The following is a 21,038-nucleotide window of genomic DNA, read 5'->3' on the forward strand; positions in this document are numbered from 1 at the left end:
TCCAGTGAATCCCGTTGCAACAGCGATCATAAGATCAAATCATTCGATAGCGGTGGAGCACCGCCTAATCTTACTCTCCTAGAAGCTTCAAGAAATTGGCCGGCACCGTAATTTGCTGATTATTAATCATAATCTTCCGAAGCTCCTCTATGGAGTCCTCTTCACCTCTAGCGTCTTTAATCTCCTTAATTTCACGATGCAGTCGCTCCATTTGAAGATCGAGAGCATTAGCGGAATCTGCTGCGTTCTTTAATTCACGTGTCAGGTTTTCGGGCACAGACTGGTTGTATTTATAAAAGATTTTATGCTCCAGGCTGGCCCAGAAATCCATCGCAATGGTTCGAATTTGCACTTCTACGCAGACTAGCTCCTCACAATCCGACATGAATACAGGAACTTGAACCAGCAAATGCAGGCTCTGGTAACCGTTCGGCTTGGGATTCTTGATGTAATCCTTAATTTCCAGTACCTTCAAGTCACTTTGTCTCTGAAGCATGTTACTGACATCATAAATGTCAGAAATAAAAGAGCAAGTAATACGCAAACCTGCGATATCCTTAATATGATCTTTGATAGCATCCAGCGATAACTCGCTATTTTTACGAATCATTTTATTCATGATGCTCTCAGGAGATTTAAGGCGTGATTTGGTATGCTCAATAGGGCTGTAATCGTGCAATGCTTGAAATTCCTGCTTTAATATTTCAATCTTGGTTTCCATTTCGTCGAGCGCAAATTTATAGATGAGCATAAATCGCGTGATATCATGTTTTAGCTTTTTAAGCTTGTTCATAGGATCTTCCAAGTGCATATGTAATTCTCCTCACACATAGATGTCATAATCTTGCTAAGCGTTCGCCTTTGCAATGGAATTATCACCGTATAAATTACAATCCCCAACAATCCCATTGCAGCAGCGTTCGTAAGATCAAATGATTTGCGGAGCGGCAATTCCCACCTTGAATTTTAAAGCACCACAGGAATTTTACGTTTTTCTTTAAAATAGACCCATTCCCGGAAGCCGATATCCTTCAGCATTGCCTTTACTTCTTCCCAGTCATCGCCTACCCGCGAAGGCTTATGGGCATCCGAACCAAAAGTGACCTCCACACCAAAATGGTGCGCTCTTTCTAAAATAGAAGCAGACGGGTACCATCCGCCACTTAGCTTGGTTTTACCCGAAGTGTTAATTTCAATCGCCACATTGGATTCCGCAATTACCTGCAAGGTTTCATCAATGGCTTCATCGGCAGGAATGTCTGAAAAGGCAGGAAAATTTCCCTTCATTGCGTCAATATGACCCAAAATTTGAAACATGCCGCTTCGCGCAGATTCCTGAATGAGCGCATAGTAGGCTTGTTTGACCTCGATTTTACGAGCGTCGCTTAATTTGTTCCAACGGTTACGGTTAAAAATGCTGTTCCCTTCGACATTGTGAATCGACCCAATGAGGTAATCAAATGGATAAGGAGCCAGAGTGGAACGATATAATTCAGCAAAATCAGGAAAATAATCCGTTTCCAATCCGAGGAGCACGTCAATACGGCCTTCATATTCCTTTTTAAGCTGTTGTACCTCTTCTACGTATTCAGCAAGCTGTGACTTAGCCATATAAATTTTAGGAAAAGCCTGATCCTGTTCGCTGCCCAGGAAAGGGGAATGGTCCGAAATACCAATCGCTTGTAAGCCCGACTGAATGCCTGCTTCAATGTAATCTCGAATGTTTCCGTCTGCATGACCGCAGCGGAAATGATGGGTGTGCAGATCAAATTTCATAGCCTGTCTTCCTTTCGTAATCAGGGTTTATATTTCGTATGGTGTTCATAGCGAATTACGTTATTCAGAACTGGTGAAATTCGTCTCCGGCATCCCCTTCAGATCACTTAAAAATTGCTGCATGGCTGAGTTTAGATATCGGCCGGATTTATAAATCACTCCTACCGGATGACTAACTTCCAGCTCGGGAATATGGATCATTTTTAATGTGCCTGCACGCAGTTCAGAAGTGACCGATAGTCTGGAAATAATGGCAGCACCGAGATTAATTTCGACCATCCGTTTGACTTCCTCGCTGCTGGACAACTCGATCACGACATGAGGTACGATTTGGTGCTTTTTAAATACATCATCCACGAATTTTCGTCCCACCGTATCGGGAGAGAGCAGAATCAGTGGAATTTCCCGAAGGGCCTCAATGGTAGCATGTGGTTGTGAGGCCAGTGGATGAGTAGGAGACACGACGAGCTCAAAGGAATCGTAGTACAGAACCGAAGTGCTTAAATTGGGATTACGTTCAATCAGATAACCGATGCCAACATCAATAAGTCCGTTCTCCACCTGCTGATAAATCATTGAGGAAGCCATGGATTGAATGGAGGTTTTGATGAGAGGGAACTGATCCTGAAAGTAGGAAAGCACGCGCGGTAAAATTTGAATAGCGATGGATGTTGTGGTGCCCAACGCAATGTGACCCTGCGGTGTTTCGTTTAGATCGTATAATTTTTGTCTTAATTCCTCAACAACCTCTAATATGCGCTCGGCGTGTTCCAAAAAAACAGCTCCCCGGTCGGTCAGGGTGACAGGCTGGTTGCGGTCAATCAGAATGGTTTTGAACTCATCCTCTAGACTTTTAATTTGGGCGGACACCGCCGGCTGCGTCAAATTGAGAAGTTCTCCGGCTTTGCGGAAGCTCATCGTTTTGGAAATCATGATAAGTGTTTCAAGTTGACTGATGTTCATGAAGTTCCTCCTCTCTTTTCTTAATCTTATCGCAGTTGTATAGAATGAATATTTTTAGCCAATCCATAGGTTCATATGTAAAACCGTCGTTATGCTTTATTTCATTAAATTATAGGTTATTCGAGCAGGAAGGGCAATGAATCGAAGCAGAGCACCTTAAAGTGTGGTATATTGGAAAATAAAGACTAAAGTCCTGATATCCTTCAAAAATAATCAATCTAAAACCGGTAAGAAGCAAAGATATAGGACATTATTCACATTTTTTGTGATTTAGCTATAAAAAATTACCGGGTAGCTGTCGATAAGTGATATAGAGAGCATTTTATTGAGGATCGATTCGTTTTACAGTAATATTTAATTAAAAAATTCTAATTTAAATGGGACTTTTGTTGTATGTCTAAAAGCCCATCGTAAAGGGGCGCTTTGATCGTGAAGGCAGAAGTGATAAATCCTTTTTTGGAGTCGGCGCGACGGGTCATTGAACAATTGATCCAAGTATCTCCTTCACCCGGAAATCTTGGTGTGAAAAATGTCGAGCTGGTGGACGACCACATCTGGATTATGATCGGGATGACCGGACAGCTTAGCGGAAATATTGTGTTCGGCCTGAATGAACAGGTGGCGCTACGTATGGTATCAGCGATGATGGGCGGATTTGTGTTGACTGAAATTGATGAGATGGGAAAAAGCGCAATTTCAGAATTGGGCAATATGATTAGTGGTAATGCCAGTACGATTTTGTCCAGTCAGGGAATTGTCGTGGATATTACGCCTCCGCAGGTCATGAAATCAGAAAACTTGACCACTTTTGTGCCTCAGCGTGCCCTTTATATTCCGCTTACGGTGGAAGGAATCGGTGAGCTGGATATTCAGGTGATGATCTCTTAATATTAAAGGAGCAAGTTTCTTTAATGTGGAGGGATGACCGTGAATATACTACAGGACAAGATAGTTGTGATTACAGGTGCATCTAGTGGGATTGGCGCCCTTTGCGCTCAGTTGTTAAGCGAAAAGGGCGCGATTCCTATTTTAACAGCACGCTCGCAGGAGCGACTGAAGCAAGTATCTGCGGGAATCAGCGGCAGACATGAGCTTATCCAACTGGACGTCACCCGCCAGGAGCAGGTAGAGGCTGTTGCTGCACGAGTATTGGAACAGTACGGACGGGTCGATATATTGCTTAACAATGCGGGCTACGGAAAGTTTGAGTATTTTAATGAAACCGACCTGATGGAGTTTGAACAAATGATGGACGTGAACTACATGGGTGTTGTTCGCTGCATCAAGGCGTTTCTGCCGCAAATGACAGAGCGGGGCCATGGACAGATTGTCAATGTAGCATCCATGGCCGGGAAAATCGGGACAGCTAAATCTTCTTCTTACACGGCGACGAAGCATGCGTTGCTCGGTTTCAGCAATGCGCTTCGGCAAGAGCTGCGCGGGAGTGGAGTGACTGTAACGACGATTAACCCCGGGCCAATCGACACACCGTTTTTTGAACTGGCAGATCCTTCAGGAGGATATGTTCGAAATGTAAGCTGGTTTATGCTAAAACCTGATAAGGTAGCACGGCATATCGTAAGAGCGATGGAGCTTGGCAAGGAGGAGGTTAATCTGCCACGTTGGGTATCTCCTTTTCTCAAGCTGTATCAGTTAGCTCCCAGACTGACCGACAGGCTGGGTCATGGTGTGATGAATAAGAAATAAAAGATGTCCCGTAAGCCATTAGCTATGGTGAGGGACATCTTTTATTTTTGTGATTTGGTAACAGGGCTATTTTCGCATATAATGGAGAGTAACGAATTTACGTATAGGGGTTGGACCTTTTCATGACATTGAATTTTGAATCGCTCGGCGTTGAACAAGATCTGTTGGACAAACTGACTGAGCATGAAATTACACAGCCTTCGCCAGTTCAGGCAGAGGCTATACCGGAAATAATGAAGGGAAAGCATGTATTGGCGCGCTCACAAACTGGCACAGGCAAGACACTGGCTTATTTGCTGCCGCTGTTGCAAGCGATTGATCCACAGAAAAAGGCTACGCAAAAGCTGATACTAGCTCCAAGCCAGGAGCTCGCTATGCAAATTGTACGTGAGGGTCAGCGCTACGGAGAGCATCGCGGAATCCGTGTACTTGGTCTGATTGGTGGGGCGGCTATCAAACGTCAAATCGAAAAGCTCAAGGATCATCCACAGCTTGTCGTGGGTACACCAGGACGTGTACGGGAACTCATCGCTTCGAAAAAGCTGAAAATGCACAATATTACAGCCATCGTCATCGATGAGGTGGATCAGATGTTCCAGCTTGGCGGAGCAGGCGATGTAACCAACATATTGGGCACCGCCCAACGTGATCGTCAATTGGTATTCCTGTCCGCAACGCTGAACGATGAGATTCAGTCGCTGGCAAAACGGGAGATGCGTGAATACGTAGAAATTGGGATTGATCCCGACCAGAAGACGGCCAGTGGACTGGAACACTATTACTTTGTATCTGAAGAACGGGATAAGGTGGATATGCTGCGCCGTCTGGTGCGACATTTTAATCCGAGAAAAGCACTGGTGTTCGTGAATACGACCAATGCCATCGGGGAGATTGAAGCCAAGCTCAAGCATATGGGGCTGACTACGGCGTCCTTGTATGGAGATGCGGATAAAGTTACGCGTAGCAACGTGTTGGCCAAATTCCGCGAGGACAAGCTCAAAGTACTGGTCGCTTCGGATGTGGCAGCTCGTGGTCTGGATATTGAGGGACTTGAAATGGTCATTCATTTTGACCCGGCTACGGATAGTCAAGCTTATGTTCACCGTGCAGGACGGACAGGACGGATGGGACGCAAAGGATTAGTGGCATCGGTTGTCACTGACCGTGAAACATTTATCATGCGTAAGTTCTCCCGTGAACTGGGCATTGACATCGCAGAGCGTGCGTTGCATGGAGGTCGAGTAGTTGTGCCGCGTCCGGCGGATGCCAAGCGTGCACCTGTAAGACCATCCGAGGCTAGATCCTTATCTAATGGAGCATCGGCGGAGGACCGAAAGGCACCTGTTCGTGCCGAAAACGGACGTCCTGGCAGAAATTCCGCGAACGGTTCAGCTCCAGGCAAGAGCAAAGGAGCAGCCTTGTCCAAAGCAGGAAAAGCACAGCGCGAGCGTGATCGCAAAAACAAGGGTGCACCAAGATGGCTGAAGGAAAAAGGATCAAAACCGAACGAGTAAGGGAGAAGAGGGGGAGCCATGGAACAACAGCCTGTGTTGCAAATTAACGGACTGACCGGCGGATATAGCGCCAAGCGCCCGGTGCTGCATCAAATTTCGCTGGATGTGAAACCGGGTGAAATGGTAGGACTGATCGGTCTGAACGGTGCCGGGAAAAGTACGACCATGAAGCATATTTTGGGCCTGATGACACCGCAGGCCGGAGAAATCCGTGTGCAGGGGCATAAGCAGGATGAGAATCCCGAGGAATATCAGGGAGCCATTGCTTTTGTACCTGAATCTCCAGAGCTGTATCCTGAAATGACGGTGATGGAGCATATGGAATTCACGGCCAGAGCGTACGGAGTTAGCGAAGCAGATTTCCGCACGCGCAGTGATCAAATGCTAGACTTGTTCCGTATGCGGGATAAAAGTGGGAGTATGTCGATGCACCTGTCTAAAGGGATGCGCCAGAAAGTGATGATTATGTGCGCATTTTTAGCGGGACCGCCGTTGTATGTCATAGATGAACCTTTTTTGGGTTTGGACCCGCTGGGTATTCGTTCCCTGCTTGACTTTATGTTAGAGATGAAGCGTTCGGGTTCGTCCATTCTGCTCAGTTCTCATATTTTGTCCACGATTGAAAATTATTGTGATCGTTTCATTGTACTTCATCAGGGTGCCATCATTGCACAGGGTACGCTGGACGAAGTGACAGCACAGGCGGGTAAGCCGGGCATGCCGCTGGAAGATGCATTTTATGAGCTGGTACAAGGCAGGGAATGAGCATGGATTTGCAACGTTTGCATAAAGAAAGACGTGTAGCGTTCTGGGGACAGGTGCTGCCCTATCTGGGCTATGTCATTCAGAGCGGTCTGGCGGTGGTCTTCGGCTTTGCGCTGATTGCCTTTGCCGCATGGTACACGTCGCTACTGATGCATACTCCACCGGATTTGCCCATCCGCTGGATCATGCTTATTGTGGCTATTCCGATTGCTCATGCGAGCTTTCGTACGTATTTAAACGCAGCGGATATTGTTTTCCTCCGTCCACAGGAGCACGCGATGCACCATTATTTTAAGGCCAGCCGGATTCGGGGTGTGGTGTATAAAATATTCGGTTTGCTATTGCTGTCTATTATCGTGTGGCCGCTGTATATTCGCAGTGATGCGGCGCCTAAGCCGTTGCTACTGACCCTGCTACTGTTTGTGCTGTTAAAGCTGCTATTCAGCTACGGCGGCTGGCAAGAGCTTCGCATGGTATCGATTGGCGGGAGTGTAGGCTATCGTCTGCTTCGGTGGGTGTTGGCTGTGCTGATGGTAGCCGCATGGCTATGGCAGCCTCCACTACACAGCGTGCCATTTATCATATTGGTCGGTGTGGTGTACGTGCTTGTTCTGCGTTTTCCGGTCAAGCTGCTAGTGGCTTGGGAAAAGCTGATTCGTACAGAGGGTATGCAGGCTGCTCGGGTGATGCGCACTTTGGGCTGGTTTGTCGATGTGCCCGCCCTTACGCAGAGAGTGACGCCACGTCGTTGGCTGTCCTGGTTGGGAGGTAACATACCTTGGAACAGAAGGGGAGCGTATCGTTACCTGCTGTTTAAGACATTCCTGCGTACAGAGCCAGCAGGTATTGTCATTCGGCTTGGAATTCTGGGGTTGTTAATTATATATATCACCCATGCTAGCTGGATTGGGATTGCAGTATATTTATTTTTCATATTCCTCATTGGTGTACAGGTTACTTCACTAAAGCAGTATCACAAGGATTCGTTGTGGCTTCAGTTATATCCGATTCCTGCGCATAGTCGTCGTGCGTCTTTTCTCGACTTTGTTGTTCGGTTGACGTTGCCGGCTGCTGTGGTTCTGTGGCTTCCTTTTCTGGCAAAAGGAACGGAAGATCTACTGTCTACACTGCTCACGCTGCTTGGGGGAGTTGCAGTAGTGTTCTTGTTACGAGGCGCTCAAGCCAAAAAATGGCGTTTGGACGGTCAGGATGAGGAAGAAGTGTAATTTGTATCTATGTGAATAAAGTAAAGGCTAATTCGCAAGCAGCAAGAGCTGTCTGCGAATTAGCCTTTTTTGTACGCTCGCTGTTATCGTAGCCGTGGGTGCAGATTTCCGCCTGCTTATATAAAGAGCGTTTTGCTGATGATAACTAATAAAATGAACAGTACCAGAATTGTTCCTGTGCTTGTGAATGCGCCGTAACCACCGTAACCGCCTCTTGTTTCTTCTGCTCCCATGCTCATTCTCCTCTCGGTCATTGTGATAAAGGATACATCGTATCTTATGAATTGGATTTTCAGATTGCGTGGGCCAATGCTCAGGTATGTTGCTGAATCGCCTTATATTTTTCATCAGATGTAGGGGGGGATAGAGGAAAAGACACGTATTATCGAGAATAGAAGAAGTACGTAGTCATTATCACTTGGAAAGTGGGAAAGACGAGATGCTGGTAGATAAGCTGCTCGTGAACATATTTCTTGTGTTTGTACCGTTATTGGTATATAGCGCTTTGTCAGATCATCGGCATAGGAAACATACCCCGTTGCTTATGGGAGGGGTGCTGGGTGTGTCTTCTGTGCTTTGCATTATGTTTTCGTACATTTGGTATGGATTATATTGGGACCTTCGATATGTTCCTCTGATCCTTTCTGTTTTATATTTTGGTCCAAAGGCAGGGCTTCTGAATATAACGCTGATGGTGATGGCTCGTATGTATATAGATCCAGAGTCTATGGTGGTGAGCTTTCCCAGCATGATGTTGTGTTATTTGGGGCCTCTCTTGGTGAGAAGAAAGTTTATGCAGCTCAATAGTATGTTGCTTCGGGTGGGCATGAATATGCTAATGAGTATATGGACCAATATTGCCATGCTTATATTTTTGTTAATACATTCCTGGGCCAATGGCAGGCTGGATAAGGATGAGGTCGAGCTGATCCGGGCAATACTCTGGTTCGGTGTGATTCAATTCCTAAGCATTGGAGCCTCCTCTTTCTGGATGGAGTTTAGTTTGGAACGGGAAGAAATGAGAAGAAAGATTAAATATGCTGAGCATCTGAATACCTTAGGTGAACTGGCTGCCTCTATGGCTCATGAAGTAAGGAATCCGTTGACCGTGGTTAAAGGGTTCCTGCAAATGGTTCAGTCAGGGCTAGAAGGGAAAAATCGCAGATATATTGCTTTGGCACTAGCAGAGGTCGATCGGGCTGAAAGAATTATTAGCGACTATCTGAACTTATCCAGACCGCAGATTGGGAACACAGAGCTGATGGATTTGTCTGGCATGGTTCAACAGATTGTTTTGCTTTTGAAACCGATGGCGACCAAGCAAGGCGTAAGACTGTATACTGAGCTAAGGAATGAAATATACGTACATATGGATCGTAATCAGCTGTTACAGGCGTTAATACATGTGACGAAAAATGCGATCGAAGCTGCGGATGATGGGGGCAGGGTATACATAAAGCTGGCGATTCAGGAAGAGAAGGCATGTCTGCATATTAGGGATACGGGAAAAGGCATGAGTCAGGAGCATCTGGAGCGAGTGGGTACTTTGTTTTTTTCAACCAAAGAGGTAGGAACGGGACTGGGAACGGTCGTCTCCTTTCGAATCATTGAAGCTATGAACGGAAGTATACACTATGAGAGTGAGCCGGGAGTCGGAACCGAGGTCGTCATCCTGCTGCCACTCGCACAGAAATCTTTGCTCGCTGCTGAAGGATAGTTTGTTGCGAAGTGTGACTTACAATGGTTCAGCTCATTAAAAAGCGGTATGCCGCAACATCCGGCATACCGCTAATGATGCTATATTTAATCTGTTACCTATTAGGCGTTCAACAAATCTTGTGCGCCACGGTAAACAATGTCATACAGGTCTTCCAGATACTCTTCCTCGATACATGAGAATGCGATTCGGAGATCATATTCACCCAGCGCAATCGTCCCTACCCCATATTGTTCCAGCAAATGTGTGCGCAGTCGTTCAGCGGACAAGCCGTTCAGCTTGAGGCACATAAAATAACCCGAATTGAAAGGATAGTAGCTCCATACATCTCCGTATTTTCCACTATCGAGCAACGCTTTGACTTTATTAGCCCGACCCTTCATAATCTGGAACTTTTCTTTCTTCTGTTGTTCAAAGTCTGTTGACTTGAGGGCATCCAGGACGAAGGTTTGAGATGGGTGAGGACCGCTCGAAATCGTTGCCCGAATAATCCCTAATGTTTTTTGTTCCAGTGCGCTCAGTACATCCTGATGTTCCGAAGCAAAGGTAATAAATCCGACACGGAAGCCCCAAACAAATTCTTCCTTGGTAGCTCCGTCAATTTTGACTGGTAGAATTCTCGGATGAAGTCCAGCTAACTGACCGAATAGTGATTCGTGCAGGGAGTCCTCGAAGAACAGACCAAAATAAGCGTCATCCGTCACAACTACGACATTGATGCCTGCTTCCGCGGCTTCCTGGATGGCAGCAACAATCGCTTTACCCTCTTCGACTCCCGGTGTGTAGCCCGTCGGGTTATTCGGGAAGTTCAGCACAACGATCGCTTTGCCGTATTCTTTCTGTGCCAGTAGAGCGTCGCGTAATCCTTCACTATTAAAACGTTGATCCTCTGTGAACAACGGGAAATTCACCAAACGTCCATGACGGCGAATACCGAAAGTCAGCTCATAGTTTTCCCAGTTTTTGTCTGGGTAAATGACAGCATCCCCTTCATCCGTGAACAGGTCGGCAACGATGCTCAGACCGTGGGTCAGCGCGTTCGTAACTACGGGAAGGCTGTAACTTTTTCCAGCCAACGAAGGGTTTTCCTTCAGCATTTTGTCACGCCATACACTACGTAGTTCAGGTTTGCCCGCAGGGGGAGCGTAAGGGTATAAATCCTTGGGATTGTAAGCGGACAGCTTTTCCTGAATGACCTCCAAATGCATAGGACCATTGCCTTCTGTAGCAATGCCAATCGTAGCGTTGTACTTTTTAGCAAGCTTCCCTGCTTCTGCGGATTGACTCAAAATCCCTTCTTTTGGGAAATAAATTTCTTTCCCTAAAAGAGAAAGCATTTGATATACATGCTCGTTGCCTGTCTGAATGTTTTGGTTTAACTGCGCTGCCAGTGGATTCATTCCCGTTTCATCCTTCCAAGTCATTTTGATTACATATTATAGCATTACACACGGTAAGCGTCACGCAAAAGCATCTGGAACATAAAAGCGCATTTTTTTGCTTAATGACGGCGCTGAGCTTATATTATAAATTAACGGGATAGAGGACAACCAAAGATTAACAAAAGGAGGTGCAGATTTTGCTGGATACATCTGCGTCATCGTTTATCCTGTTGTCGGCCTTCGCCAAAATTGTGTGCGAGCCGGGCTGGAAGTGGCAGGTACGCGAGAAGCCGATGCCAAACTATGATTTATTTTATGTATGGAGCGGAGAAGGAACAGTGGTCTTAAACGGGACGTCGTATCCGGTGAGCAAGGGGAGCTGCTTCCTGTTCAAGCCGGGGGATGATACCCGTGCCACACATAACCCGCAAAAGCCGCTCATACTTACCTATATTCATTTTGATCTTATCGAACAACCAAAGCTAATTCCTGCAAGCTACCGTATGCTGGAGGAAACGTTCGAGGTAGAGCATATGCTTGCCAGATACGTTAGACTACGCCTAGAGCGTGCTTACGGAGCTGACGAAGAAGGCAAGCTGATCCTGAAACAACTGATGATTCATCTGCTGCGTGCGGACCGTAAGGAGCCTCAGGAGCAACAAGCCAGTAACCAGCTCACCGAGGTCATTCGAGAAACGGCCAACTACGTGCGTCAGCATCCGGGACTTCCTCATCGCGTCGAGGATTTGGCTGCACGAGCGGGGCTGTCACCGCGTTATTTTTCAATTAAATTCAAGGAGCTGCTGGGTGTTTCCGCGCAATCTCATATTATCAGCATGCGGATTGAGCGTGCACAGCATCTATTACTACATGCCGGAATGAATGTGACCGAGGTGGCAGAGGCTTTGGGGTACCGTGACATCTTTTTTTTCAGCCGTCAATTCAAGCAGTACACGGGGAAAAGTCCGTCTGAGATCCGGTAATGCTATGGACGTTGGACAAGCTGTTTCGGATTTAGGCGTGAAGAATATAATGGATAAATTCCAAAAAAGGACCCGGGCAGTTACGCCGGGTCCTTTTTTATATGAGCAATTTAACATCATCCGATCCCAATGCTCATATGTGTAGCTATAATCCTGTTATGATAAATTCACTTATGCTTTGGGATCATGTCGAAAGCAACCCAGACGTTGTCCCATTTTTACCGCATCCCCCAGCTTCAATGCGGGGTCTGGCTCAAACGTGCCGTTTTCAGTTAGCAAAACGACAGTTGATCCAAATTCGAAATAGGCGAGATCGTCTCCTTTTGTCCATGAGACGGCCTTATCATCCGTATATTTGATGCTACTCACATTCATTGCGCCAACCTTGACGACCGCCACCTCACCATATTCGTGGGCAATGTACGTAATCTGTCGTTCATTGCGGCTAAGAACTGCTCGCATATGTTGCAAGCCGAAGTCATTCACTGGGTATACCTTGCCGCGCAGATGCTCTTTTTCTACCAGCGTACCGGATACTGGTGCATGAATGCGATGATAATCCGTCGGGCTGAGATAGAGCACAAAAGCATAGCCGTGTGTGTATTTTTCAAGACGCGGAGAGCGGTTAAGAAGCTCTTCCAGCGTATAGTCCTGCCCTTTGACATTTAAAAGAGTGCCGGACGTAATTGGGCCAGTGAAAGTAATCCGTGCATCCACCGGACTGGTCATCACCTCGGCGTTCGTATCAATCGGGCGCATGCCCGCTTTTAATTTGCGTGTAAAATAGGCGTTTAGAGAACGGTATTCCTTCCATTCCTGTTCCGCCTCATGCGTCTGGATCTGGTACGTACGTATAAAGGTGGGGATAAAAAGTCGGCTTGCACCGCTTTGCGCGAAGGAGCCTACAATCCGGCACACCCACTTGCGCGATGATAGCTCCGTCATGAGCCGCAGCCACTGTTTTGCCATTACAGATCCCCCTTGTTCATTTCCGAGCCGTCTTGGCCGGAACCTGTCCGGCCGCTCTGAACTATATTGACACAGAATGTGACGTAAATCAATACAGTGGACGGTCTGGTGAACGTTCGGTGTCTGACGAAGGCATCCGTTCGAGGAGCCAACGAGCGTAAGCCATCGGCTGAGAGTATGTTTCTTTCCAGACATTGTGCATGCCCGCCTGGCTGAAGCCATAGCGCTGGTCACGACCGTTGCATTCGATAAAAACAATCTTGCCTTCATGGGTAATTCCCAGATCCAGACCGACGTCGGCGAGACGGGGAAGGGTTTGTGCCAGTCGGTGCACGATTTGTAATGAGAGTCGCTCCAGTTCATTCATCAGCCGAACTGCGTTCGAAGTCTGAACTGTCTCTGTTCGTGATAACACTTCTAGTAAGGAACGGGCCGTACCGCCCTGTGCCACATTGGAGACGAAGGTGTGGGAAGGAGCAATTTTAGCATACATGCCTGTCACACCCCAGATACCGCCATATCCGCGCTGAACCGACACACGGACATCAAACGGACGATTGTTGTACAAAGCAAGCGGTATGGTTTCCTGTACGATATGAGGCACCTGCAGCAGTCGCTTGTGCAGAAATAATGGGAGTTCTCCGACATTCAAACGTAGGGTGGACCAACGCTCAGGTATAGCCGGATGAGCGCATTGCAAAGTCCAGCCTCCGCGGGAATGCCGCAGACGCATAATTCCTCTACCCACGCTACCGCTACTGGGTTTAATTACAACATCTCCGGTTTCTTCCAACAAGGTATGGATGGAGGAAAGGTTGCCTTGCAATGTTTTGGGGAGATGGATGCGTAGCAAAGGGTCTTCCTGCAGAATTGCATGTATATGGTCTTTGTGGAAACGGTTTTGTTCATTAAAAATATAGAACCCCTTTTGTACAAGCTTGCTGATATCTCTAGCATTTTCATTTTGCCGATAGAGAGTCCGATTGTGGATGACCGGCGGCAACGGAAGAATCATCTGCCGATACTCGTTGCCGTGTTTAACATAAGCCCGGCATGTTCCGGTCGCTATATGAATATCCTCCAGACGAAGAAAGCAGGGGATGAGCTCGTAGCTTAACCCGGCGTCCTCGTAATTGGCGATAGATTCATATCGCGTCCTCATGGCGGGGATGCCCCGGTAGGTTGCCGGGTTGAGCATGACGCCGACATGCAACATGAGTATGTCCGCCCTCCTTGTAGTCACTCCAACTGATCATACTGTGATTCTAGTCCATCATATGTATCAAAGATCGGCCAGGCATGGACGCTTGCCTTGCGGTAAGCCCAAAGTTAGAAGCGAGGCACATTTCAGCGAGGCAGACGATATGATACAGGATGAGTGTTGAAGAGTGTTGGAATAAGCTCAGAAAGTAGGTGAGGTAATGCAGAGGCCGAAGGTAGCAGTCGTTACACCGGGCTCCTTTGTTATACCTTCGCCCCGCAGCAGTTCTGTGGAGCGGGTAATTGCCCGCATGGTACCGCTGGCTAGTCATGAGCTTCAAGCGCAGATCTATGGCATAAAGGGAGCAGAGGCACCGGATCATGGCGATGTCGACGGAATTCCCTGCATGCGTTATACGCGGGGAACAGGTTATATTTCTGAGGTGATTGCCGATTTAAAGAGATGGTTACCAGCGGTAGTAGATGTACACAACCGCCCGGCAGTTGCGTATGCAATTCGCGAGGCTTTACCCGATAGCCGAGTTGTGCTGACTTTGCATTCGACCACGTTCATCCGGGAGCCTTACCTCAAACGGAAGGATATGGGCAGGCTGCTGTTGTCGATGGATCGCATTATCGTGAACAGTGCATATTTGGGGGCAATCGTAGCTTCTGACTGTCCCGAGGCCGTCAGAGAGCGCATCGTCATAAACAAGCTGGGTATCCATCCCGGCGATTTCCTGCCAAGGTGGACTCCTGCAGCAGAAGCGGCCAGGTCGGCGCGATTGGACGATTTCGGCTGGTCAGGCCGCCAAATCATGTTATTCGCGGGCAGACTGATGCCAGGGAAGGGTGTTCACCGGCTGCTGAAGGCCCTACGGCATGTGGTCCGCGCCTGCCCGGACGTACTGCTGCTCATTGCAGGTAGTGCCTATTACGGGCATGACCGCCTCACGCCATACACGGCGTCGTTGCATCGGCAGATGCGTAAACTAAGGTTGGGGAAGCATGTGCAATTCCTGGACTATGTTCCGCATCCAGCATTGGCCTCGCTATATCAGCTAGCCGATGTGACCGTTGTTCCTTCAGTGAAGGATGAGGCCTTCGGGCTGGTCAATCTGGAAGCCATGGCGGCAGGAGTGCCTGTGGTCGCTTCACGAATCGGCGGTATTCCAGAGGTTGTACAACACGGCGAGACAGGCTGGCTTGTGTATCCGTCTCACGGTGAGCAGGAAATGGCCGATGCCATCATCAGGCTGCTCCAGCAACCAAGCTTGCGACGACAGATGGGAGAAGCCGGGCTTGGCGAGGTACGGAGACGATTTTTATGGCAACACTCAGCACAACGCTGGGCACAAATCATAACGGACTGTGTAGCGGAGTGACGTAGGCGCTGTTACGCGCATAGGCTATCTTATAGGCATTAGCCATGATTCCCAGCCGGGTGAATGAAGCGGAGCGACCGCTGGTTCACTCCTGTGCCAAAGGAGCGGTCACCATGAACCATCGTACGAACCATAGCCCTAAGGATAAAAGAACAGCACGGCGTAACCTTTCCCATGCGGTTCCCTCCCCCCGTGTTAACAAGGAGAAAGCGGCTTCGACTTCCGGCAGTCATAAATCGAACCAGCGTGGAACGGCAACGGTCCCTGCCCCCGTAGAGAAGGACACATCGGTTCAAGCTATAGAGGAAGCGGCATGGAAGAAGCATAAGCTCCCCAAAACGCTAGAGGAAGCGATGCAGATGAATCGAGCATCTGTACTGCTGTTGTCTGTGCCTGAGTCAGATACGGAATACAGGACGGATAACGACATATCGTCTATTACGACGGAAGATCAGGCAGAGCAAGATTCGTTACTGGATTGTTCCATAACCAGTATTCACATTGCTGAAGGAAGACCGCGCCCAAAGCAACGCGTGGTCTTGTCTGAGCAAGATATCGATCACGGATCAGCGACCAGTGACGAGGCTTCTGACGATCATATAGCTTCACCTCAATATGGGAGCATTCTTTTTCACCTCTCCGCACAAGCGGATAGGGGTGAAGTGAGCGTTGTATTTGAGAAGCCTTTTATAGATACACAGTATGTAATCACTGCCAATGCGAGTATACCGGGAGTGATGGTATCCGTCACACAACGTCAGAGGTATTCAGCAGTACTTACTGTGGAACGCATACACTCAGGTCCGCTATGTGAAGGGGTGGTCCTTTGGATTGCGATGGGGCAATAATAAGAAGCCGGAAATATAATTACCAATAATCAACTTTATACTAGAAAAAAGGCGTCCCATAGTGGGACGCCGTATACATAAGAGACAAGGGGGGAGACTTGTAATACCGGGGAAATTTATATTATTTTACTTATCTCACACCTACAGCGTCAAAAGACTTCATAGCAGAGGTTACGGCTATTGAATTTTCACCATAACTATCTTTGGCCGCTTGGATCACAGCGGCACGCGCGGTGGAGAAGTTAGACGTGGAAGTCAGATAATTGGTGAAGGCATTATAATAAATATATACGGCTGCATCACGTCCAATTCCATCTACCTTGACACCATGGAAAGTGCCTCCTTGTGCCAGTAGATAGTAGGCTTTATTAATAATACCGCTATTAATGTGGGCTCCACCATAATCCTCGTTGTTAGGATCAGGATAGAGATTGCTGTAGTGATCGACTTGACCGTATTTGACAGGATCGGAAAGGGAGCGAATGGCGTCGCCCTTAATATTAGGGGTATAAGCGACTTTGCCGAAATCCCAATTGGTACGCTCAATGTCGTTGCCTATAATATCTGAGATGGCTTCACTTAATGCACCAGATTCAGCGAAATACACAAGCCCTGATGAATGCTCGGTCACACCGTGTGTCAGCTCATGAGCAACAATTTCAAGGTCGCTGCTAAAAGGGGCAAATAACGTGCCGTCTCCGTCTCCATAAAGCATATGAGTGCCGCCCCAGTGGGCATTATTGTAGTTCTTTGCGCCGTAATGGACTGCCGAAGCGATGGCCATGCCATGCCCGTCAATGCTGTCGCGTCCAAATCTATCCTTGTAATAATCGTAAGTGCGGATAGCGTAAGCGTGGGCATCCACCGCAGCCGGATCTTCCCATACGTTATCGGAATCTGTATACAGGGTGCCGGGGAGCGTCTCGGTGTTGTGGACGTTATAAGTTAGGATTCCTTTACCACGAGTCGTATCTTTTAGTTGATACTTTTTGCCCGAAGCTGTTGTGTCAAATGTTTTGGTATCACCGAATACACCGCGCCCTGTGCCGATCACTTCGTTAAGAAGGTCATACTTGAATACGATTTTTCCGTCATTAGCGTCAATAAAGTAACGTGTGCGCAGCAGAGCGGGCTGTAAAGTATTAACTTCGGTTACATAGACGAGACGTGTTGAGTCTCCATCGGGATAGATGTACAGTTCTGCTTTAGGGTCTACACTTGGTTCCAGATTGGCAATCTTGGGGATAGAGGATGCAGGTTCTACCACTTCCAATTTACTGTTCTCCAGTTCAACTGCTTTATCCAAATCCAAGGAGTCCTTATCAGTAGAAATTGATAATTCATTGTTAGATGCTTTTTCGTAAGTGTCTTTACTTACACTACTTGTATCCTCGTAAGGTTCAGGAACGATTTGAACGGAGGAGGAGAGAGATTGAACCCGTATAGCTGCATCTTCATATGCGGTATATACAGCCTCAGTAGCACTGATTTTTGGAGTTGTATTTTCTTTAGCATTGGCTTGTTGATCTTCCGAAATGACCGCTCCCACATAAGAGGTGATTTGGCCAGACTTGTTCACATGGATGGTCTGTTCGGCTCCAAATACGGGAATTCCGTTTACATATTGTTTTAACCGATAATGCTTTGTACCAAATTTGTCACTGGTGCGATCCACGATACGAAATTGCTCGTGCACAAGGGAACCGATGTGGGTATCGTCCAGACTCAATAATGTTTTTTGTTGTCGATTTAAAAAGCTCCAGACCAAATTGTCGCCGGTTACCGTTGAAGGAGACTTCCAGTTCACCGTTTGGAATGTTGGTGTAAACTGAGTCGGATCGGGAACAGAATTTTCAGCTGCGGAGGCCCCGGGCGCTATAGATCCTAATAACATAGCTCCTCCTAGAAGTGAAACCCATACTTTTTTCAATTCATACTCACTCTCCCTAGTTAATGTTGAGGTAAAAAACACCCTGTTTGAAGAAGTCTTGCGCCATATATGTAAGTCTTGTTGCTCTTTTGAAACGTGAAGAAGCTGGATAAAAATGACCTTATGTAAAATATTAAGGTTTATTTTTTTGCAATTTCATCGTCTCGGCTCTGATATTAGCACAGAGGTTGTCGAACGAGAAGATTAATTTTACAAAATACCCCAAAATGAATCTTTAGTCCCTGATTTACTGTTTATTTGTCTTATCTAGTCGAAAATGATCGGAAAGGACTCAATGAACAAGAAAAGGGCGCCCCTTTGAGGGGACGCCATAAATAAGGGGGGAAGGGGCGCAGACTTGTACACTGCACCCCTATTTTTTCGTCCATTATGAGCAGGCCTAAGTGACAGTTGCACAACGGCAAAGGTCTATGGACGGGATATGAGGATTATAGCGTATATGATTTAGTTTACGCCTACAGCGTCAAAAGATTTGGCAGCTGCAGTTGCTTGTGCCGAGTTCGCACCGTACAGATCATTTGCTGCTTGGATCACAGCAGCGCGTGCGTTGGAGAAATCGGAAGAAGAAGTCAGGTAGTTCGTAAAGGCACTATAGTAAATTTGGACCGCTGCATCGCGGCCAATTCCATTTACTGCTACACCATGGAAAGTACCACCTTGTGCCAACAGATAGTAGGCTTTATTGATAATGCCACTGTTCGTATGAACGCCACCGTTATCGGAGCTGCCTGTATACAAGTCGGAATAGTGATCTGGTTGATCATACAGCGTAGGATTGGACATAGAGCGCAGAGCATCGCCTGCAATGTTTGGCGTATAAATATCATCGCCTACAAGCCAGTTTTTACGCTGAATGTCATTGCCGATGACGTCCGAGAAAGCCTCATTCAATGCACCGGACTCTCCGTAATATTCCAAATTGGAAGTATACTCTGTGACACCGTGAGTAAGTTCATGACCTACCACATCGGGGTCCCCACTGAATGCGATAAATGTACTACCGTCCCCATCTCCATAAGTCATTTGGGAGCCATTCCAGAAGGCGTTGTTGTAGCGGCTACCGTAATGGACTGTCGAACGGAGTTGCAGCCCGCGTCCGTCAATGCTGTTGCGTCCGAATTTGGACTTATAGTAATCATATGTTTTGGCAGCATACGCATGGGCGTCCACGCCGGCTGGATCATTCCATACATTATCGGCATCGGTCAGAAGGGTACCTGGGATGCTTTGACGGTTGGAGGCCGTGTAGGTCACAATACCATTACCGCGTGTTGTATCTTTTAACTGGTAGCTACTACCGGAAGCCGTCGTGGTGAATGATTTGCTATCACCGAGCACACCTTTACCTGTGCCTGTCGCTTCATTAATGATGTCATACTGGAATACGATGCTGCCATCATTGGCATCAATAATGTAGCGAGTACGCAGTGGGGCAGGTTCTAAAACATTGACTTCTGTTACATAAACCAGCTGCACGTCATCCCCTTTAGGATAGAAGTATAGATCAGCTTTAGGATCTACTTCTGGCTGCAGATTAGCGATTTTGGCAATGGAACTTTTTTCTGTCTCCACCGCCTCAATTTTGCTATCTTTCAGGGCAGATGCTTTATCAAGACTCAGCTCGTCCTTATCAGTAGATAGCGTTTTTCCGTTGTTAGCTGCTTCGGCGTAAGTGTCTTTGCTTACACTGCTTTGTTCCTCAACATCTTTAGAAATCGTATCGTCGGAGGTAGGGAGGGCTTCAATCCGTGCAGCTGCTTCTTTATATGCAGTGTAGACTGCTTCAGAAGCGCTGATTTTTGGAGTTGTACCTTGCGTAGCTTCAGCTTGCTGATCCTCAGTAACCACCGCTCCTAAGTAAGAGGTGACCTCACCAGATTTGCCCACATGAATAGTCTGTTCAGCTCCATATACGGGAATCCCGTTTACATACTGTTTCAGCCGATAATGGCTCACACCGGACTTGTCGCTTGTGCGATCAACGATTCGGAATTGTTCACGTACACTAGAGTTGTCCGCACCCAGCAACGATTTCTTTTGCCGATTCAAATAGCTCCATACAATGTCGTCCCCGGATACCGAGGAAGGGGCTTTCCATTGCTCGGCGTGAAAGGTCGGTGTAAGCTGAGTTGGCCCCGAAACGGAACTCTCCGCTGATGCACCAGACGCGACAGACCCTAATAACATAGCTCCTCCAAGAAGCGAAACCCATACTTTTTTCATTAAAAATTCACTCTCCTCGATTATTGTCAGGATGAATCATCCTGTCTTGAATAAGGCATTGCGCCATTTATGTAGGTCGTGTTGTCGTCTGGAATAGAAGAAAATGGAACATGAAGAGAAATACCGAAGTGTTATTCATGAAGCGTACGTGAAAAGAGGGTACTGCAGTATGAAGCATGTAGCTTAAAAAGGTGACAAACTCCTCCTTTCCTGTCGTATAAAAAGAAAATATAAAAATGGTGGATAATGGAAAAATATTGACTTATGCAAAAAAAACAAATGTTGATTTTTTGAACTCCCATCATCTGGCTCTGATATTAGCACAGAGAATGACGAACGAGAAGATCTATGTCACAAATTTATCCAAAATGATTCTTTAGACCCTAATAACTCATTTATTTAATAGGATTAATAAGTTATGTAAAATAA

General features: G+C 47.1%; 18 protein-coding genes. 9 read left to right on the top strand and 9 right to left on the bottom strand.

Annotation, left to right across the window (positions count from 1 at the left end):
• Positions 1-70: 70 nt before the first annotated feature.
• From NLX78_RS08770 to NLX78_RS08780, 3 genes are all read right to left on the bottom strand, one after another.
• A complete protein-coding gene (locus NLX78_RS08770; protein WP_061830104.1) occupies positions 71-811 on the bottom strand; it encodes a GTP pyrophosphokinase in 741 nt (246 codons plus the stop codon).
• A gap of 155 nt (positions 812-966) precedes the next feature.
• Complete coding sequence (locus tag NLX78_RS08775) at positions 967-1,776, bottom strand: histidinol-phosphatase (RefSeq protein ID WP_061830102.1); 810 nt, start codon at positions 1,774-1,776, stop codon at positions 967-969.
• Positions 1,777-1,836: 60 nt separating this feature from the next.
• Complete coding sequence (locus NLX78_RS08780; RefSeq protein WP_023990132.1) at positions 1,837-2,739, bottom strand: LysR family transcriptional regulator; 903 nt, start codon at positions 2,737-2,739, stop codon at positions 1,837-1,839.
• A gap of 429 nt (positions 2,740-3,168) precedes the next feature.
• Here NLX78_RS08780 and NLX78_RS08785 point away from each other — a divergent pair, with 429 nt between their 5' ends.
• The 5 genes from NLX78_RS08785 (at position 3,169) to NLX78_RS08805 (ending at position 7,951) form a co-directional block, all read left to right on the top strand.
• On the top strand, positions 3,169-3,627 hold the full coding sequence (locus NLX78_RS08785; RefSeq protein WP_061830098.1) for a chemotaxis protein CheX: 459 nt from the start codon (positions 3,169-3,171) through the stop codon (positions 3,625-3,627).
• A gap of 39 nt (positions 3,628-3,666) precedes the next feature.
• Positions 3,667-4,446: an SDR family NAD(P)-dependent oxidoreductase gene (locus NLX78_RS08790; protein WP_081330690.1), complete on the top strand. Its 780-nt coding sequence runs from the start codon at positions 3,667-3,669 to the stop codon at positions 4,444-4,446.
• 122 nt (positions 4,447-4,568) lie between these two features.
• On the top strand, positions 4,569-5,960 hold the full coding sequence (locus NLX78_RS08795; RefSeq protein ID WP_061830094.1) for a DEAD/DEAH box helicase: 1,392 nt from the start codon (positions 4,569-4,571) through the stop codon (positions 5,958-5,960).
• Positions 5,961-5,978: 18 nt separating this feature from the next.
• Positions 5,979-6,725, top strand: coding sequence for an ABC transporter ATP-binding protein (locus NLX78_RS08800; protein ID WP_013311782.1), 747 nt, complete (start codon positions 5,979-5,981; stop codon positions 6,723-6,725).
• 2 nt (positions 6,726-6,727) lie between these two features.
• A complete protein-coding gene (locus NLX78_RS08805; protein ID WP_061830125.1) occupies positions 6,728-7,951 on the top strand; it encodes an ABC transporter permease in 1,224 nt (407 codons plus the stop codon).
• Between the two features lie 116 nt (positions 7,952-8,067).
• On the opposite strand, the gene NLX78_RS08810 is transcribed toward NLX78_RS08805, so the two are convergent.
• A complete protein-coding gene (locus tag NLX78_RS08810; protein ID WP_216637468.1) occupies positions 8,068-8,184 on the bottom strand; it encodes a YjcZ family sporulation protein in 117 nt (38 codons plus the stop codon).
• A gap of 206 nt (positions 8,185-8,390) precedes the next feature.
• Between NLX78_RS08810 and NLX78_RS08815 the strand changes: the two genes are divergently transcribed.
• Positions 8,391-9,668 (top strand): sensor histidine kinase, encoded by a 1,278-nt coding sequence (locus NLX78_RS08815; protein WP_061830091.1) that lies wholly within the window; start codon positions 8,391-8,393, stop codon positions 9,666-9,668.
• 101 nt (positions 9,669-9,769) lie between these two features.
• Here NLX78_RS08815 and NLX78_RS08820 read toward each other — a convergent pair whose 3' ends face one another.
• Entirely contained in the window at positions 9,770-11,068 is a 1,299-nt protein-coding gene (locus NLX78_RS08820) for an aminotransferase class I/II-fold pyridoxal phosphate-dependent enzyme (protein ID WP_069290310.1), read from the bottom strand.
• Positions 11,069-11,247: 179 nt separating this feature from the next.
• Between NLX78_RS08820 and NLX78_RS08825 the strand changes: the two genes are divergently transcribed.
• Positions 11,248-12,033: a helix-turn-helix domain-containing protein gene (locus NLX78_RS08825; RefSeq protein ID WP_061830088.1), complete on the top strand. Its 786-nt coding sequence runs from the start codon at positions 11,248-11,250 to the stop codon at positions 12,031-12,033.
• A gap of 171 nt (positions 12,034-12,204) precedes the next feature.
• Here NLX78_RS08825 and asd read toward each other — a convergent pair whose 3' ends face one another.
• Both asd and NLX78_RS08835 read right to left on the bottom strand, forming a co-directional pair.
• On the bottom strand, positions 12,205-13,002 hold the full coding sequence (gene asd / locus NLX78_RS08830; RefSeq protein ID WP_061830087.1) for an archaetidylserine decarboxylase: 798 nt from the start codon (positions 13,000-13,002) through the stop codon (positions 12,205-12,207).
• Positions 13,003-13,090: 88 nt separating this feature from the next.
• Entirely contained in the window at positions 13,091-14,218 is a 1,128-nt protein-coding gene (locus tag NLX78_RS08835) for a YheC/YheD family endospore coat-associated protein (RefSeq protein WP_254350169.1), read from the bottom strand.
• 205 nt (positions 14,219-14,423) lie between these two features.
• On the opposite strand from NLX78_RS08835, the gene NLX78_RS08840 reads away from it, so the two are divergent.
• On the top strand, positions 14,424-15,587 hold the full coding sequence (locus tag NLX78_RS08840) for a glycosyltransferase family 4 protein (RefSeq protein ID WP_250260497.1): 1,164 nt from the start codon (positions 14,424-14,426) through the stop codon (positions 15,585-15,587).
• Between the two features lie 113 nt (positions 15,588-15,700).
• A complete protein-coding gene (locus NLX78_RS08845) occupies positions 15,701-16,435 on the top strand; it encodes a WIAG-tail domain (protein ID WP_254350170.1) in 735 nt (244 codons plus the stop codon).
• 130 nt (positions 16,436-16,565) lie between these two features.
• Here the strand turns inward: NLX78_RS08845 and NLX78_RS08850 are convergent, their stop codons facing one another.
• Entirely contained in the window at positions 16,566-18,365 is a 1,800-nt protein-coding gene (locus NLX78_RS08850) for a M4 family metallopeptidase (protein WP_254350171.1), read from the bottom strand.
• Positions 18,366-18,830: 465 nt separating this feature from the next.
• Positions 18,831-20,609: a M4 family metallopeptidase gene (locus NLX78_RS08855; protein ID WP_254350172.1), complete on the bottom strand. Its 1,779-nt coding sequence runs from the start codon at positions 20,607-20,609 to the stop codon at positions 18,831-18,833.
• Positions 20,610-21,038 lie beyond the last annotated feature (429 nt).

Origin of the sequence: Paenibacillus sp. Lou8.1 (assembly GCF_024213565.1) — a bacterium.
GTDB lineage: Bacteria > Bacillota > Bacilli > Paenibacillales > Paenibacillaceae > Paenibacillus > Paenibacillus polymyxa_B.

Excerpts from the sequence above, each read along its gene's own strand:
- NLX78_RS08770 (WP_061830104.1), bottom strand. The coding sequence starts at position 811 with ATGCACTTGGAAGATCCTATGAACAAGCTTAAAAAGCTAAAACATGAT.
- NLX78_RS08775 (WP_061830102.1), bottom strand. The coding sequence starts at position 1,776 with ATGAAATTTGATCTGCACACCCATCATTTCCGCTGCGGTCATGCAGAC.
- NLX78_RS08780 (WP_023990132.1), bottom strand. The coding sequence starts at position 2,739 with ATGAACATCAGTCAACTTGAAACACTTATCATGATTTCCAAAACGATG.
- NLX78_RS08795 (WP_061830094.1), top strand. The coding sequence starts at position 4,569 with ATGACATTGAATTTTGAATCGCTCGGCGTTGAACAAGATCTGTTGGAC.
- NLX78_RS08800 (WP_013311782.1), top strand. The coding sequence starts at position 5,979 with ATGGAACAACAGCCTGTGTTGCAAATTAACGGACTGACCGGCGGATAT.
- NLX78_RS08805 (WP_061830125.1), top strand. The coding sequence starts at position 6,728 with ATGGATTTGCAACGTTTGCATAAAGAAAGACGTGTAGCGTTCTGGGGA.
- NLX78_RS08810 (WP_216637468.1), bottom strand. The coding sequence starts at position 8,184 with ATGGGAGCAGAAGAAACAAGAGGCGGTTACGGTGGTTACGGCGCATTC.
- NLX78_RS08815 (WP_061830091.1), top strand. The coding sequence starts at position 8,391 with ATGCTGGTAGATAAGCTGCTCGTGAACATATTTCTTGTGTTTGTACCG.
- NLX78_RS08820 (WP_069290310.1), bottom strand. The coding sequence starts at position 11,068 with ATGAATCCACTGGCAGCGCAGTTAAACCAAAACATTCAGACAGGCAAC.
- asd (WP_061830087.1), bottom strand. The coding sequence starts at position 13,002 with ATGGCAAAACAGTGGCTGCGGCTCATGACGGAGCTATCATCGCGCAAG.
- NLX78_RS08835 (WP_254350169.1), bottom strand. The coding sequence starts at position 14,218 with ATGTTGCATGTCGGCGTCATGCTCAACCCGGCAACCTACCGGGGCATC.
- NLX78_RS08840 (WP_250260497.1), top strand. The coding sequence starts at position 14,424 with ATGCAGAGGCCGAAGGTAGCAGTCGTTACACCGGGCTCCTTTGTTATA.
- NLX78_RS08845 (WP_254350170.1), top strand. The coding sequence starts at position 15,701 with ATGAACCATCGTACGAACCATAGCCCTAAGGATAAAAGAACAGCACGG.
- NLX78_RS08855 (WP_254350172.1), bottom strand. The coding sequence starts at position 20,609 with ATGAAAAAAGTATGGGTTTCGCTTCTTGGAGGAGCTATGTTATTAGGG.